Genomic DNA, 15,094 nt, shown 5'->3' with positions numbered 1-15,094 from the left:
GAAAAGTGCCTTTTGGCTTTTTCGTCCCGCTTAGTTGTTTGATTTGCATGTGGAAAAAGGGTCACCAACGTGTTTCAGGGTGCTTCATCGCTGAGTCTCGACGCCAAAGGCCGTTTGTCGGTGCCAACACGGCATCGCGACGTTTTGAGCGCGACTGCGGCTGGGCAGCTCACGATCACACGTCACCCCCACGGCTGTTTGATGGTCTTTCCACGCACCGAGTGGGAGAAGTTTCGCGAGCGCATTGCTGCACTGCCCATGAGCGCGCAATGGTGGAAACGTATCTTTTTGGGCAATGCGATGGATGTGGAGATGGATGGCACAGGCCGTGTCCTCATCTCGCCCGAGCTGCGCACCGCAGCCGGCATCAGCAAAGACACCATGCTGCTTGGCATGGGTAACCACTTTGAACTTTGGGACAAGGCGACCTACGAGGCGCAAGAGGCCCAAGCCATGCAGGGCGACATGCCCGATGTGTTCAAGGAATTTTCTTTTTAAGGGATGACGGTGGATACGCCATGGCTGCACACCACCGTCCTACTTAGCGAAGCTGTCGACGCCCTCGACATCAAGCCGGACGGAACCTACGTAGACGCGACCTTTGGTCGCGGTGGGCATTCCCGACTCATTTTGTCCAAGCTTTCGCCCAAGGGTCGTTTGATCGCATTCGACAAAGACCTTGATGCGATAGCGGCGGCAGAGCAAATTCAAGATCCGCGTTTTTCAATTCGACACCTTGGCTTCACGCACTTGGGCGAGTTGGATGCGGGCTCGATCGACGGCGTGCTGATGGATTTGGGGGTGAGCTCACCTCAGATTGACAACCCAGCACGCGGTTTCTCTTTTCGAAACGACGGTCCTTTGGACATGCGCATGGACACCACCCGTGGCCAAAGCGTGTCCGAATGGCTGGCCGAGGCGGAAATTCAACACATCGCGGAGGTGATACGTGAATATGGCGAAGAACGGTTTGCTTTACAGATTGCAAAGGCGATTGATGCTCGCCGACAAGAACGGGGCGTGCCTACATCCACCTCTGAATTGGCCAAGCTCGTGGCTGACACGGTCAAAACCCGCGAGCCGGGCAAGGACCCTGCAACGCGCACATTTCAGGCTTTTCGGATTTTCATCAATGCCGAGCTTGAGGAGTTGCAACAAGCGCTAAACGCTTCGTTGCAGGTGTTGCGCCCAGAAGGTCGATTGGCTGTGATCAGTTTCCACTCCTTGGAAGACCGCATCGTCAAGCAGTTCATCACACAGCACTCACGTGAGGTGTATGACCGCCGTGCGCCTTTTGCGGCGCCCAAGGTGATGGACTTCAAAGCCATTGACCGCGTTAAGCCCAGCGCTGCCGAGGTGGAGGGCAACCCCCGCTCACGCAGCGCCATCATGCGCGTGGCCGAGCGCTTAGGGGCTGGGGCATGAGTCGCGTGAGCGTGTTGCTGATGATCGCCGTCATGATGAGCGCGCTGTATTTGGTGCGCACGCAATATGAGTCGCGTTCGCTCACCACTGAGATTGACCGTGCCACCAGTTTGGCTCGCAACCTAGAAACAGAAAACGACCGCTTGGATGTAGAGCGCCGTGCACAGGCCACGCCGTTGCGTGTTGAAAAACTCGCGCGTGAGCAATTGCACATGCGCACCATCACACCAGCCATCACCCAATACGCCACAGTGTCGGGTGCTGTTGCGTCTGCATCGGCTCCTGCGGAGGTTCGCCCATGAGCAGCCGCAGCGTGCAATACACCTCTAGCCCTTTGCTCGCGAGCAAGACGCCAATCTGGCGTAGCCAGTTCATCGTGGCTGTCATTGCTGCGGGCTTCTTAGGCTTAGTGGCGCGAGCTGCCTATGTGCAAGTGATTGACAACGCGTTTTTCAAACGTCAAGGCGCGGTGCGTTTTGTGCGTACCTTAGATTTGCCAGCCAACCGTGGCCGCATCTTGGACCGCAACGGCAACATCTTGGCGTCCAGCGTGCCTGTGCCCAGCATTTGGGCCAACCCAGAAGACATCGAGCGCGACCCTGCCAAGCTCAAAGCCTTGGCCAAGTTGCTGGGCATGAGCAGCGTTGAGCTGGACAAGAAGCTGCAAGATGAAGACAAAATTTTTGTGTGGCTCAAACGCCAAGTCGACGAGTCGGTGGCCAAAGACATTGCTGCCCTCAAGATCAAAGGTGTCTACGACCGCAAAGAGTACAAGCGCATCTACCCCGAAGGTGAGTCGGTTGCACACGTGGTGGGCTTCACCAACGTTGAGAACTTGGGCCAAGAGGGTGTAGAGCTGACCTTCAACAAAGCCTTGGGCGGCAAACCTGGTTCACGCCGCGTCATCAAAGACCGCCTGGGCCGTGTGGTGGAAGACATCGGCGAAATGGTACCGCCCTTAGACGGTGAAGATTTGCAGCTGAGCATCGACAGCAAGGTGCAGTACTTCGCCTACGAAAAAATCAAAGAAACCGTCATCGCTAACAAAGCAGCCGCAGGCAGCGTGGTGGTGTTGGACGTGAAAACTGGAGAGGTATTGGCCTTGGTCAACTACCCCAGTTACTCGCCGGGCAAGCGTGGCAACCTCAGTGGCGCACAGCTTCGCAACCGCGCACTCACTGACACGTTTGAACCTGGCTCCACCATGAAACCCATCGTGGTGGGTTTGGCTTTGGAAAAGGGCATTGTCAAGCCCGAGACCATGATTCAAACCGCGCCCGGCAAATTGCAAATGGGCACAGCAACCATCACCGACGCGCACCCACACGGGATGTTGAGCGTGAATGAAATCATTCAAAAATCCAGCAACGTGGGCACGGTCAAGATTGCCATGCAAATGCAGCCCCATGACATGTGGGAAGTGTTCACGCAAGTGGGTTTGGGGCAAAAGCCCCAAGTGCCGTTTCCGGGGGCAGTGGCAGGCAAGGTGCGCGCTTACAAAACATGGCGACCCATTGAGCAAGCCACGATGAGCTATGGCTACGGTTTGTCCACCAGCTTGTTTCAGTTGGCGCAGGCCTACAGTGTGTTTGCGCACGACGGCGAAATGGTGCCCATGAGCTTGGTGAAAACAAACCAGCCAGAAGTCAACGGTGCACGCGTGTATTCGTCGCACAACGCAGCGGCTATTCGCAACATGTTGCACATGGTGACCATCCAAGGTGGCACAGCTCCCAAGGCGCAAACCATGGGTTACTCGGTGGGTGGCAAAACTGGCACTGCGCACAAGGTCGAAGGTAAGGGCTACGCCAGTAAAAAATACCGCGGCTTCTTTGTGGGCATCGCGCCCATCGACAACCCTCGCATCGTGGTGGCTGTGATGGTGGACGAGCCCACCAATGGCGCTTACTTTGGTGGTGATGTGGCTGCCCCGGTATTCAGCCAGACCGTGCAACAAACTTTGCGCATGATGGGTGTGCAGCCCGACATGGCGGTCAAGCCCCAAGTGGTGACCAAGGTTGAGAAGGAGTCGTTTTGATGAAACGACTGCATAGCCCCCAAGACGCCGCACAGTGGTTGCGCACGCAAGTGCGTGGCGTGCTGCACACCGACAGTCGCCTTGTGGGCGCGGGTGATGGCTTCATCGCTTGGCCGGGCGGCGTGACGGATGGACGTCAGTTCGTGGCATCTGCTTTGAAGCAAGGCGCAAGCGCCTGCGTGGTTGAGAAATCGGGGGCTGATGCCTTTGCATGGGAAGAGAACCCAGCCATTGCCACCTACGACGGATTAAAAGCAGCCAGTGGTTGGATTGCAGCGGCGTATTACGAGCAACCCAGCCAAGCGCTGGACGTGGTGGCCATCACAGGTACCAATGGCAAAACATCCACCGCTTGGTGGCTGGCGCATGCGCTGCAAAACGCAGGCAAGCGCTGCGCCATGGTGGGTACCTTGGGTGTGGGCGAGGTGGGTCAACTCGAAGTGACAGGTATGACCACGCCCGACCCTGTGTTGCTGCAAGCCAAGTTACGCGGCATGGTCGACGCCGGTGTGAATGCCTGCGCCATTGAGGCGTCATCCATCGGTTTGGCTGAACATCGCCTAGACGGCACACAGGTGCGCGTGGCCATGTTCACCAATTTCACACAAGACCATTTGGACTACCACGGCGACATGGCCAGCTACTGGCAAGCCAAGCTGGCGTTGTTCGGCTGGGCTGGTTTGCAAACGGCTGTGGTGAATGTGGATGATGCACAAGGTGCAGCCTTGGCTAAGCAATTGAAAGCACGTGGTGACCTTGGTGTGTGGACTGTGTCATGCGCTGATCATTCAGCCATTGGTGCCGTCGGCAGTACACACGCATCAACCCAAAACATCGTGGCACGCCACATCCAACACGGTGCCATGGGTTTGAGTTTTGATGTCCTGGAAGGTGAAGAGATTCACGCCTTAAACACGCAGCTGGTGGGTCACTACAACGTGAGCAATGTGTTGGGCGTCATCGCCTGCTTGCGTGCGTTGGGCTTGTGCTTGGCCGATGCTGTGCAAGCCTGCCGCGTGTTGCCTGCCGTGCCAGGCCGCATGCAAACTGTCGGTGTTGCTGGTGAACCGTTGGTCGTGATTGATTACGCCCACACCCCCGATGCAGTGGCGCAAGCGGTGCAAGCCTTGTTGCCTTTGGCTCAGTCGCGTGGTGGTGAGTTGACTTGTGTGTTGGGCTGCGGCGGTGATCGCGATTCGGCCAAGCGCCCCTTGATGGCCGCTGCTGCCGAGCAATATGCGCAGCACATCGTGTTGACCAGTGACAACCCCCGCAGCGAAGAGCCGCAAACAATTTTGAATCACATGCTGGCTGGCTTGCAAAATGCAGCCAAGACAACAGTGATTGTTGACCGTGCGCAAGCCATTGCGCAAACCGTGCAACACGCACGCGTGCAAGACGTGGTGTTGGTAGCCGGTAAAGGTCACGAGGACTACCAAGAAATTTCAGGCATCAAACATCCTTTCAGTGATGTGTCGCACGCCCGCGAAGCATTGGCTCAGCGCGCTGAAAAGGGGAGGGCACATGTCTGACATGAACCTCAGCCTCAAGCAAATCTGCCAGTGGCTCACTACTGCAAAGTTGTACGGTGATGGCGACTTGACCATTCAGCGCGTCCATACCGACAGCCGCACCTGCCAAGCCGGCGACTTGTTTGTGGCCTTGAAGGGTGAGCGCTTTGATGCGAACGACTTTTTGCCACAAGTGTCTGCCAGTGGCGCAACGGCTGCTTTGGCCCATCACGGTTTAGAAGCGGTCCCGTTAGCCGGTGTGCAAGTGCCAGACACGCGCATGGCTTTGGGCGAATTGGCCAAAGGTTGGCGCAGTCAATTCAGCTTGCCTGTTATTGCAGTCACAGGCAGCAACGGCAAGACGACCGTCACACAAATGATCGCCAGCATCTTGCATGCAGGCATGGGCAACGATGCATTGGCCACACAAGGTAATTTAAACAACGACATTGGCGTGCCGCAAACCCTGCTGCGCCTGCGCGCCCATCACCGCGGTGCGGTGGTGGAGCTGGGCATGAACCACCCCGGTGAAATTGCTGGCTTGGCCGACATGACGCAAGCTTCCGTGGCCTTGGTGAACAACGCCCAGCGGGAACATCAAGAGTACATGGCCACCGTGGAAGCAGTGGCGCAAGAAAACGGCGAAGCCATTAAAGCCTTGCCTGCACATGGCGTGGCCGTCTTCCCAGCGCACGACGAATACAGCCCACTTTGGAAAACCTTGGCTGGCAACCGCGCTTGTTTGCGTTTCTCTATGAGCGGCAACAAAGCCAACGAAGCTGAAGTGCAGCTGCTCAAAGCTGATTGGATAAACGACCACTGGGCCCTAGAAGCGCAAACACCCGCTGGTCTATTGCGCGCACAGCTGTACATTGCGGGTCGCCACAACGTTGGTAATGCCTTGGCAGCCGCGGCTTGTGCGCTGGCAGCGGGCCTGTCTTTGACCACGATCGAACAAGGCCTCAACTGCTTTGAGCCTGTCAAAGGCCGCTCACGCGCATTTGGTATTCATTGCCAAGGTCGCGACATCACTGTGGTGGACGACACCTACAACGCCAACCCCGATTCCGTACGCGCTGCAATTGAGGTGTTGGCCGAGTTGCCTGCACCACGTTTGCTGGTGTTGGGTGACATGGGTGAGGTGGGCACGCAAGGCCCTGAGTTCCACCAAGAGGTGGGCTTGTATGCAGCACAAATGGGCATTGACCATGTGCTGTGCTTAGGCGACTTGGCGCGACACACCGCCAATGCCTGTGGCGCGAACGCACAACACATGGCAGACATCGACGCCTTGAACGAACAGGTGATGCAACAGTTGCCCCAGCTGGGCAGCGTGTTGGTCAAAGGCTCACGCTTCATGAAGATGGAGCGCGTGATTGAGGCGATCAACGCCTGTCATGACCACAACAAAAAGGAAACCACGCCATGTTGCTAACCCTAGCCCAATGGTTGCAAACCCTCTCGCCAGAATTTGGTTTCTTCCGCGTGTTCCAGTACCTCACATTTCGTGCAGTGATGGCTGCATTGACGGCGCTGCTGATTGGCTTGGTCGCTGGTCCTTTTGTGATTCGCCGTTTGGCCGCTTTGAAGATTGGTCAGCCTATCCGCGAATACGCCATGCAGTCCCACATGGCCAAAAGCGGTACGCCCACCATGGGTGGTGTGTTGATCTTGATTGGCATCGCCGTGTCCACCTTGTTGTGGGCTGATTTGTCTAACCGTTTTGTGTGGATCGTGATGATCGTTACCTTTGGTTTTGGTGCCATTGGTTGGGTAGATGACTGGCGCAAAGTGGTGAACAAAGACCCAGAGGGTATGCCTTCACGTGAAAAATACATGTGGCAATCCATCATTGGTTTGGTGGCTGCTTTGTATTTGGTGTTCAGCATTTCCGAGAGCAGCAACTACCGCGTGTTGGAGTTGTTTTACTCATGGGTCAAGTCCGGCTTTGATGTGGACTTACCCCCCAAAGCGGGTTTGTTTTTGCCTTTCTTCAAAGAGGTGAGCTACCCACTCGGTGTGTTTGGTTTTGTCATCATGACCTATTTGGTCATCGTCGGCTCGAGCAACGCAGTGAACTTGACCGACGGCTTAGACGGTTTGGCCATCATGCCCGTGGTCATGGTGGGCTCGGCCTTAGGCGTGTTTGCCTATGTGACGGGAAGCTCGGTGTATTCCAAATACCTGTTCTTTCCCTACATCCCAGGTTCAGGCGAATTGATGATTTTCTGTGCCGCCATGGCCGGTGCAGGCCTGGCGTTTTTGTGGTTCAACACGCACCCTGCGCAAGTGTTCATGGGAGACGTGGGCGCACTGGCTTTGGGTGGCGCACTCGGCACGATTGCCGTGATCGTGCGTCAAGAAATTGTGCTGGCCATCATGGGCGGCATCTTTGTGGTGGAAGCCTTGTCAGTCATGTTGCAGGTGACCTACTTCAAGTACACCAAGAAGAAATATGGCGAAGGCCGTCGCATTTTGAAGATGGCACCTTTGCATCACCACTTCGAGAAAAGCGGCTGGAAAGAAACCCAAGTCACGGTGCGTTTTTGGATCATCACCATGCTCCTGTGCTTGGTGGGTCTGTCTACTTTGAAGTTGAGATAAGACGATGCAGAAACTCCACAACCAATCAGTGCTGATTTTGGGCTTGGGTGATTCCGGCCTGGCGATGGCGCGTTGGTGCGTGCGCAATGGTGCGCAAGTGCAAGTCGTGGACACGCGTGCCGAGCCGCCGCATTTGGCTGTGTTGCGTGCAGAGTTGCCACACGTGAAATTTCTGCACGCCGCGTTTGCTGCCAGCTTGGTGGCAGGCCAAGACGTGCGAGCAGTATTCAAAAGCCCGGGCCTGAGCCCTGAGTCTGTCGCGCCTGTGTGGAATGCGGCGGTCGCCGCTGGTTTGTGGGTGGGCACTGAGCTGACCTTGTTTGCACAAGCTTTAAGCGATTTGCAAACCAGCATGGCCTATCACCCCAAGGTGTTGGCCATCACGGGCACCAACGGTAAAACCACCGTCACCGCATTGACAGGTCAGTTGTTGGAGCGTGCCGGCAAGCGCGTGGCAGTGGCTGGCAATATTGGCCCCACCTTGCTCGACACGCTGTCGCAAGCGTTGGACAAAGCCGCCGAAGAACAAGCTGCAGCTGACGTGATTGCCGCTCAAGAAGCGGCCGAGCTGGCTGCGGATGAAGTCGCGGCCGAGGGTGATACTGAATCACAAATGGCGCTGACAGGCACAGAAGCCGAACAAGCGAAAGAACAAGGCGAAGAAGCTGCGCAAGTGGCGGCAGCCGATGACGAGCCCTATGAGGTGGACCTGCCACCTTTGGTGCCACCACCACCGCCCCCGGCTGACCATCCTTTCCTGCCGCAAGTTTGGGTATTGGAGTTGTCAAGCTTCCAACTCGAAGGCGTGGACAACTTCGAGCCTACAGCGGCCACGGTGCTCAACCTGACGCAAGACCACCTCGACTGGCACGGCAGCATGGAGGGTTACGCAGCGGCGAAAACTCGCATCTTTGGCAAGCAAGGCATGCTGGTGCTCAACCGCGAAGACACGGGCGTGATGGCCATGTTGGATAGCGCGCCGGTTGAAGTGACAGAAGTTGTGGTCAAGTCCCCACGTGCCAAAACGCCAAAGGTACAAGTGCGTGCGCACCTCACGTTTGGTGGCGATATGCCACAACGCCCCGGTGACTACGGCATTGAAACTGTCAATGGCATGACATGGCTCGTGCGCGCTTTAGAGGCTGACGAAACACGCAAACGCCGTAAAGACGACGAAGAAGAAATTCATTTCCAACGCCTGATGCCTGCCGATGCGCTGCGCATCCGTGGCCGTCACAACGCGCTCAATGCTTTGGCTGCACTGGCCTTAGCCGGCAATGCCGGCGGCGATTTGGCCCCCATGTTGTTTGGCCTGCGCGAGTACCAGGGCGAGCCGCATCGCGTGGAAGCCGTGACCATCCTCAACGGTGTGGAATATTTCGACGACAGCAAAGGCACCAACGTGGGCGCCACCGTGGCCGCTTTGCATGGCCTGGGTGTGGACCGCCGTTTGGTGGTGATTTTGGGTGGCGATGGCAAGGGTCAAGACTTTTCGCCCTTGGCTGCGCCCGTGTCGCGCTTTGCACGCGCCGTGGTTTTAATAGGTCGTGACGCACCTGCCTTGCGCGAAGTGCTGCAGCACAGCGGCGTCAAGCTGTTGGATGCTGCGAGCTTAGAAGAAGCGGTCAAGTTGTGCAGCGAACAAGCCCATTCTGGTGACGCTGTGTTGTTGTCGCCCGCCTGCGCGAGCATGGACATGTTCCGCAACTATGCACACCGCGCCGACGTATTTGTGAGTGCGGTGAACCACTTGGTGGACGAAGCTGGAGGCCTGGCGTGAGCGACATGGCTACATCCATCGAAGTCTCTTTTGTGCAGCGCATGAAGCAGAGCTTCGCTCGCCTCATGGGCGGTGAGCCAGAGACTGGCATGGATGCCTTGCCCGTGCGTGTGCACGGCACGGAGTTCACGCGCACCGCTGCTTCCCCTGTGCATGTGAAAGGCTTTGATCAACCGTTGGTTTGGGTCACCTTTGCTTTGCTGATGTTTGGTTTGGTCATGGTGTATTCAGCCTCCATCGCCATTCCTGACAACCCACGCATGGGCGCTGGCTATTCCCAAACGCATTTCTTGTTGCGACATTCGCTCTCGTTGTTTGTGGCGTTTGTGGTTGCCTTGTTGGCGTTTCAAATTCCTCTCAACACCTGGGAGCGCATTGCGCCTTGGGTGTTCATTGCTTCCATCGTGTTGCTCATCGCCGTGCTGATTCCCTTCATCGGCAAATCGGTGAATGGTGCACGCCGTTGGATCAGTTTGGGCTTCATGAATTTCCAACCGTCCGAGCTGGCCAAGTGGGGCGTGTTGCTGTACGCCGCCAACTACATGGTGCGCAAGATGGATGTGAAAGAAAACTTTTTCGCTGCTGTCACGCCGATGGGCGCTGCAGTGGCAGCGGTGGGTTTGCTGTTGTTGTCTGAGCCCGACATGGGTGCCTTCATGGTGATTGCCGTGATTGCCATGGGCATCTTGTTTTTGGGCGGCGTCAACGCCCGCATGTTCTTCTTGATCGCGACGGCCTTGATTGGCGTGTTTGCCCTCATCATCGCCACGTCTGAGTGGCGCCGCGAGCGCATCTTTGCGTACCTTGACCCATGGAGCATGGAGCATGCGCTGGGCAAGGGTTACCAGTTGTCGCACTCGCTGATTGCGATTGGCCGTGGTGAAATTTTTGGTGTCGGCTTGGGCGGCAGTGTGGAAAAACTGCACTGGTTGCCCGAAGCGCACACTGACTTTTTACTGGCTGTGATTGGTGAAGAGTTCGGCTTTGTGGGCGTAGTGGCCGTGATTGGCATGTTCATGTGGCTGACACGTCGCATCATGTACATCGGCCGTCAAGCCATTGCGATGGACCGTGTGTTTGCTGGCTTGGTTGCGCAAGGCGTGGGCATTTGGATGGGCTTTCAGTCCTTCATCAACATGGGTGTGAACTTGGGTGCATTGCCCACCAAGGGCTTGACCTTGCCACTCATGAGCTACGGCGGCTCAGCAATTTTGTTGAACCTCATTGCCATTGCGGTGGTGTTGCGCGTGGATTTTGAAAACCGCGTCGTCATGCACGGGGGGCGTCTATGAGCACGACCCAACGCACCGCACTCATCATGGCTGGCGGCACAGGTGGCCACATCTTTCCCGGGTTGGCTGTGGCTGAGCAATTGCGTATCCATGGTTGGAACGTGCATTGGCTCGGTGCGCCCGCGCCGAGCATGGAAAGCCAACTGGTGCCACCGCGTGGCTTCGCATATGAAACCGTTCAGTTCGGTGGCGTGCGCGGCAAAGGTCTCACGACCTTGGCGCTCTTGCCCTTCAAGTTGCTACGTGCGTTTTGGCAAAGCCTGTGTGTGGTCCGTCGCGTGCAGCCCGATGTAGTGGTGGGTCTGGGTGGTTACATCACTTTCCCAGCCGGCATGATGGCTGTGTTGTGTGGCAAGCCTTTGGTCTTGCATGAACAAAATTCTGTGGCTGGCATGGCCAACAAAGTGCTCAGTGGTGTGGCTGACCGCGTGTTCAGCGCCTTCCCCCATGTGTTGCCAAATGCCGAGTGGGTGGGCAACCCCATGCGCGATGGATTTGTGAACCAAGCCGAGCCCGCACAGCGCTTTGCCGACCGCGCTGGCCCACTGCACGTGTTGGTGGTGGGGGGCAGCTTAGGCGCGCAAGCTTTGAACACGGTGGTGCCGCAAGCCTTGGCCAAGATTCCACACGACCAACGCCCTGTGGTAACACACCAAAGTGGCGCGAAGCAAATTGATGCACTGCGAGCTGCGTATGCAGAAGCAGGCGTGCAAGCCGAGTTGACACCCTTCATCGACGACACCGCCCAAGCCTTTGCAGACGCTGATGTGGTGATTGCCCGCGCGGGTGCCAGTACCGTGACCGAGTTGGCTGCCGTGGGTGCTGCGGCGATTTACGTGCCGTTCCCCCACGCGGTGGACGACCACCAAACCACCAACGCACGTTTCGTTGTGGATGCGGGCGGTGGTTGGTTGGTGCCACAAAACGAATTGAAACCCCAAGACTTGGCTGATCGTTTGCAATTCTTGACGCGCCGCACCTTATTGGCGTGTGCCGAGAAAGCTTATGCCGTGCGCCAGGTGGAAGCGGTCGCGCAAGTGGTGGCCGCGTGCGAGCAACTCGCAGCGAAAGGAAAAAAACAATGAAGCACGCCATTCGTCACATCCATTTCGTCGGCATCGGTGGCGCAGGCATGAGCGGCATTGCCGAAGTGCTGTTGAACTTGGGTTACGCCATTTCTGGCTCCGACTTGTCGGACAGCCCGGCCTTGAAGCGCCTGCAAAGCTTGGGCATTCAAACCTATGTCGGTCATGACGCCAAAAACATGGCGGGTGCAGATGCCGTGGTCACTTCCACCGCGGTGCACGCCGACAACCCGGAAGTGGTGGCAGCTCACGCCAAGCTCATTCCCGTGGTGCCACGTGCTGTGATGTTGGCCGAACTGATGCGCCTCAAAACAGGCGTGGCCATTGCCGGCACGCACGGCAAAACTACTACTACCAGTTTGGTGGCCAGCGTGTTGGCTGAGGCGGGCATGGACCCCACTTTTGTGATTGGCGGCAAGCTCAACAGCGCAGGTGCGAATGCCAAGCTGGGTTCGGGTGACTACATCGTGGTGGAAGCCGATGAGTCAGACGCGTCGTTCTTGAACCTCTTGCCCGTGATGGCGGTGGTGACCAACATCGACGCTGACCACATGGACACCTATGGCCATGACTTCAACAAGTTGAAGGCGGCGTTCATCGAGTTCTTGCACCGCATGCCTTTTTATGGCGCAGCGATTTTGTGCACGGACGATGCAGCAGTGTGCAGCATCTTGCCGGAAGTGTCACGCCCCATCACCAGCTATGGCTTCAACGAAGAAGCGCAAGTGCGTGCCGTGAATGTACGTGCCGACAACGGTCGCATGTGCTTTACCGTTCAGCGCCGTAACGGTGTGACTTTGCCCGACATCGACATCACCCTCAACTTGGCGGGCGAGCACAACGTGCTCAACGCTTTGGCCGCCATTGCGATTGCGGTGGAATTGAATGTGCCTGATCAGGCTTTGCAAAAAGCACTGGCCGAATTCAAAGGCGTGGGCCGTCGCTTCCAACGTCACGGTGAAGTGGCTGCGAAGACCGGTGGTGAGTTCACACTCATCGAAGACTATGGGCACCACCCTGTGGAAGTCGCAGCCACATTGGCGGCGGCGCGTGGTGCATTTCCCGGTCGTCGCTTGGTGTTGGCATTCCAGCCGCACCGCTACACCCGCACGCGTGATTGTTTTGAAGACTTCGTCGAGGTCATGGGCCGAGCCGATGTGCTGTGGCTGTCTGAGATTTACGCTGCAGGCGAAACGCCGATTGCTGCAGCCGATGGGCGCGCACTCTCGCGCGCCATGCGCGTGGCAGGCCACGAAGCTTTGGTTTTCGTGGATGACATTCAAAAAATGGCCCAAGTCATTGCCGACAACGCCCAAGCGGGCGATGTGGTGATGTGCATGGGCGCAGGGTCGATTGGCCAAGTGCCAGCCAAAGTGCTGGAGTTGGTGCAACAACATAAGAGCTAAATAAGAGCTAAAAATGACTTTCAATATCACCACTGCCAAAGTTGCTGTCCTCATGGGTGGGTTATCCGCCGAACGTGATGTGTCCATCATGTCGGGCAGCGGCGTGCTCAAGGCTTTGCAAAGCAAGGGTGTCAACGCCACAGCGTTTGACCCAGCAGAGCGCAGCTTGGACGAGCTCAAGCGCGAAGGCTATTCACACGCCTTCATCGCGCTGCATGGCCGTTATGGTGAAGACGGTGCTGTGCAAGGCGCGTTAGAGTTGTTGGGCATTCCCTACACCGGCTCAGGTGTGATGGCCTCCGCCATGGCGATGGACAAAGTGATGACCAAGCGCGTGTGGAGCGCAGTGGGCTTGTCGACACCCGGTTACGTGTGGTTGTCACCCGAAGATCAAACGGCCGACAACATCAATGCCATTCCAGCTAAGTTGGGCTTGCCTTTGATCGTCAAGCCACCCCGTGAAGGCTCATCGATTGGTATGAGCAAAGTCGCGCAAGCAAATGAAATGAGCGCGGCCGCTGAGTTGGCGACGAAGTACGACCCTGATTTGTTGGCAGAAGAATTCATCACCGGCGAAGAATTGACTTGCCCCATCTTGGGCAACGGCCCACATGCACGCGCATTGCCTGTGGTGCGCATTGCCGCCCCTGATGGCGCGTATGACTACAACAACAAGTACTTCACCGATGACGTGAAGTACCACTGCCCAAGTGGCTTGCCCGAAGCTGAAGAGCAAGAAGTGCAACGCTTGGTGGTGGCTGCTTACCGCGCGCTGGGCTGCCGTGGTTGGGGCCGTGCCGACATCATGTTGCGTGCGTCTGACCGTAAACCCTTCTTGTTAGAGATGAATACATCGCCTGGCATGACCAGTCATTCCTTGGTGCCCATGTCTGCACGTGCAGCGGGTATCAGCTATGAAGACTTGTGCTTGATGCTGTTGGAGAGCGCCACGCTCGATCACCCCGGAGGTCCTAAGGCCGTATGACCACGCGCTACACCCACATGCGACCCCGTCCCGAGGTGAACACCTCGGTGGTGGTGCCGCTCGACGTCAAGCTCATGCACATGGCGGCTTCGCTGATGTTTGCGGGCTTGGTCGTGGGTGCCTTGGTGGGCGGCATGTGGGCCTTGGTGCAGCTGCCAACGTTTGCACTGAAGGGCATCACCGTCAAGGGCGATGTCGAGCACAACAACGAAGTGACCTTGCGCGCCAATGTGGTGACCAAGTTCACAGGTAATTTCTTCACCGCCGATTTGGCCCGTGTGCGCAGCGCCTTTGAAAGTGTGCCTTGGGTGCGTTTGGCCTCGGTGCAGCGTGAGTTTCCCAACCGCTTGCGCGTGACGCTGCAAGAGCACAAGCCCGTGGCCTATTGGGGTGACGACGGCGAGCAACGCATGGTGAACAGCTATGGCGAAGTGTTTGAAGCCAATGTGAGCGACTTGGACGATGACAAGATGCCGCGCCTGAGTGGGCCAGACAGCCAATCGCAGCAAGTGCTGTCCATGTATTTGGCACTGGCGCCTGTGCTGAAAGATTTGACGCTGTCGCTCGACAGCTTGGCCTTGACCGATCGCGGCAGTTGGCGTGCCAAGTTGGCACATGGTGCAGTGATTGAGTTGGGACGCGGCAGTGTGGATGAGGTCATGGTGCGTGTGCAACGCGTGTCACAAACACTGGCGCAGGTGACAAATAAATTGGGTCGCAAAGTGACGGCCATTGAGTCGGCAGATTTGCGACATGACAACGGTTATGCGCTTCGGGTGCGCGGGGTGAGCACGCAAGACGTGCCCGCCAAACGCTAACGAGCAGACGAAGAGAAAGAACGAGGCTGTTATGGCAAAAGAGTACAAAGATTTGGTGGTCGGCTTAGACATTGGCACAGCCAAGGTCATGGTGGTCGTGGCCGAAGTGTTGCCCGATGGTGAGCTCAAGCTCGCAGGCCTCGGTGTGGC

General features: G+C 57.1%; 13 protein-coding genes. All 13 read left to right on the top strand.

The window, feature by feature from the left end; genetic code table 11:
* The first annotated feature begins 69 nt into the window (after window positions 1-69).
* From mraZ to RMR24_RS09950, 13 genes are read left to right on the top strand one after another with little or no spacing between them, the layout of a single operon-like run.
* Entirely contained in the window at window positions 70-498 is a 429-nt protein-coding gene (gene mraZ / locus RMR24_RS10010) for a division/cell wall cluster transcriptional repressor MraZ (RefSeq protein ID WP_108283278.1), read from the top strand.
* A 9-nt stretch (window positions 499-507) separates the two neighbouring features.
* Complete coding sequence (gene rsmH, locus RMR24_RS10005) at window positions 508-1,425, top strand: 16S rRNA (cytosine(1402)-N(4))-methyltransferase RsmH (RefSeq protein ID WP_310614938.1); 918 nt, start codon at window positions 508-510, stop codon at window positions 1,423-1,425.
* Complete coding sequence (gene ftsL / locus RMR24_RS10000; protein ID WP_310614937.1) at window positions 1,422-1,727, top strand: cell division protein FtsL; 306 nt, start codon at window positions 1,422-1,424, stop codon at window positions 1,725-1,727. The genes rsmH and ftsL overlap by 4 nt, the downstream gene beginning before the upstream one ends.
* Window positions 1,724-3,463 carry a penicillin-binding protein 2 gene (locus tag RMR24_RS09995; protein WP_310614936.1) on the top strand — a complete coding sequence of 580 codons (1,740 nt, stop codon included), beginning with the start codon at window positions 1,724-1,726 and terminating at the stop codon, window positions 3,461-3,463. Before ftsL ends, RMR24_RS09995 begins: the two co-directional genes overlap by 4 nt.
* Window positions 3,463-4,995 carry a UDP-N-acetylmuramoyl-L-alanyl-D-glutamate--2,6-diaminopimelate ligase gene (locus RMR24_RS09990; RefSeq protein WP_310614935.1) on the top strand — a complete coding sequence of 511 codons (1,533 nt, stop codon included), beginning with the start codon at window positions 3,463-3,465 and terminating at the stop codon, window positions 4,993-4,995. Before RMR24_RS09995 ends, RMR24_RS09990 begins: the two co-directional genes overlap by 1 nt.
* Window positions 4,988-6,409 (top strand): UDP-N-acetylmuramoyl-tripeptide--D-alanyl-D-alanine ligase, encoded by a 1,422-nt coding sequence (murF, locus tag RMR24_RS09985; RefSeq protein ID WP_310614934.1) that lies wholly within the window; start codon window positions 4,988-4,990, stop codon window positions 6,407-6,409. The genes RMR24_RS09990 and murF overlap by 8 nt, the downstream gene beginning before the upstream one ends.
* The gene (gene mraY, locus RMR24_RS09980; RefSeq protein WP_310614933.1) at window positions 6,400-7,578 is read left to right on the top strand and encodes a phospho-N-acetylmuramoyl-pentapeptide-transferase; all 1,179 of its coding nucleotides are present in this window, start codon (window positions 6,400-6,402) and stop codon (window positions 7,576-7,578) included. The genes murF and mraY overlap by 10 nt, the downstream gene beginning before the upstream one ends.
* Before the next feature lie 4 nt (window positions 7,579-7,582).
* On the top strand, window positions 7,583-9,358 hold the full coding sequence (gene murD, locus RMR24_RS09975) for a UDP-N-acetylmuramoyl-L-alanine--D-glutamate ligase (RefSeq protein WP_310614932.1): 1,776 nt from the start codon (window positions 7,583-7,585) through the stop codon (window positions 9,356-9,358).
* 41 nt (window positions 9,359-9,399) lie between these two features.
* Complete coding sequence (gene ftsW / locus RMR24_RS09970) at window positions 9,400-10,650, top strand: putative lipid II flippase FtsW (protein ID WP_310614998.1); 1,251 nt, start codon at window positions 9,400-9,402, stop codon at window positions 10,648-10,650.
* Entirely contained in the window at window positions 10,647-11,735 is a 1,089-nt protein-coding gene (gene murG, locus RMR24_RS09965) for an undecaprenyldiphospho-muramoylpentapeptide beta-N-acetylglucosaminyltransferase (RefSeq protein ID WP_310614931.1), read from the top strand. Before ftsW ends, murG begins: the two co-directional genes overlap by 4 nt.
* Entirely contained in the window at window positions 11,732-13,141 is a 1,410-nt protein-coding gene (murC, locus tag RMR24_RS09960; RefSeq protein ID WP_310614930.1) for a UDP-N-acetylmuramate--L-alanine ligase, read from the top strand. Before murG ends, murC begins: the two co-directional genes overlap by 4 nt.
* Before the next feature lie 13 nt (window positions 13,142-13,154).
* Entirely contained in the window at window positions 13,155-14,126 is a 972-nt protein-coding gene (locus RMR24_RS09955) for a D-alanine--D-alanine ligase (protein ID WP_310614929.1), read from the top strand.
* Window positions 14,123-14,944 (top strand): cell division protein FtsQ/DivIB, encoded by an 822-nt coding sequence (locus RMR24_RS09950; RefSeq protein WP_310614928.1) that lies wholly within the window; start codon window positions 14,123-14,125, stop codon window positions 14,942-14,944. Before RMR24_RS09955 ends, RMR24_RS09950 begins: the two co-directional genes overlap by 4 nt.
* Window positions 14,945-15,094 lie beyond the last annotated feature (150 nt).

Source organism: Limnohabitans sp. (genome assembly GCF_031539105.1).
Classification (GTDB): domain Bacteria; phylum Pseudomonadota; class Gammaproteobacteria; order Burkholderiales; family Burkholderiaceae_C; genus Limnohabitans.
This window is presented reverse-complemented; position numbering and strand designations above follow the sequence as displayed.

Coding starts and splice junctions, on each gene's coding strand:
- murG (WP_310614931.1), top strand. CDS start 10,647: ATGAGCACGACCCAACGCACCGCACTCATCATGGCTGGCGGCACAGGT.
- RMR24_RS09990 (WP_310614935.1), top strand. CDS start 3,463: ATGAAACGACTGCATAGCCCCCAAGACGCCGCACAGTGGTTGCGCACG.
- RMR24_RS09950 (WP_310614928.1), top strand. CDS start 14,123: ATGACCACGCGCTACACCCACATGCGACCCCGTCCCGAGGTGAACACC.
- ftsW (WP_310614998.1), top strand. CDS start 9,400: ATGAAGCAGAGCTTCGCTCGCCTCATGGGCGGTGAGCCAGAGACTGGC.
- murD (WP_310614932.1), top strand. CDS start 7,583: ATGCAGAAACTCCACAACCAATCAGTGCTGATTTTGGGCTTGGGTGAT.
- ftsL (WP_310614937.1), top strand. CDS start 1,422: ATGAGTCGCGTGAGCGTGTTGCTGATGATCGCCGTCATGATGAGCGCG.
- murF (WP_310614934.1), top strand. CDS start 4,988: ATGTCTGACATGAACCTCAGCCTCAAGCAAATCTGCCAGTGGCTCACT.
- RMR24_RS09955 (WP_310614929.1), top strand. CDS start 13,155: ATGACTTTCAATATCACCACTGCCAAAGTTGCTGTCCTCATGGGTGGG.
- RMR24_RS09995 (WP_310614936.1), top strand. CDS start 1,724: ATGAGCAGCCGCAGCGTGCAATACACCTCTAGCCCTTTGCTCGCGAGC.
- murC (WP_310614930.1), top strand. CDS start 11,732: ATGAAGCACGCCATTCGTCACATCCATTTCGTCGGCATCGGTGGCGCA.
- mraY (WP_310614933.1), top strand. CDS start 6,400: ATGTTGCTAACCCTAGCCCAATGGTTGCAAACCCTCTCGCCAGAATTT.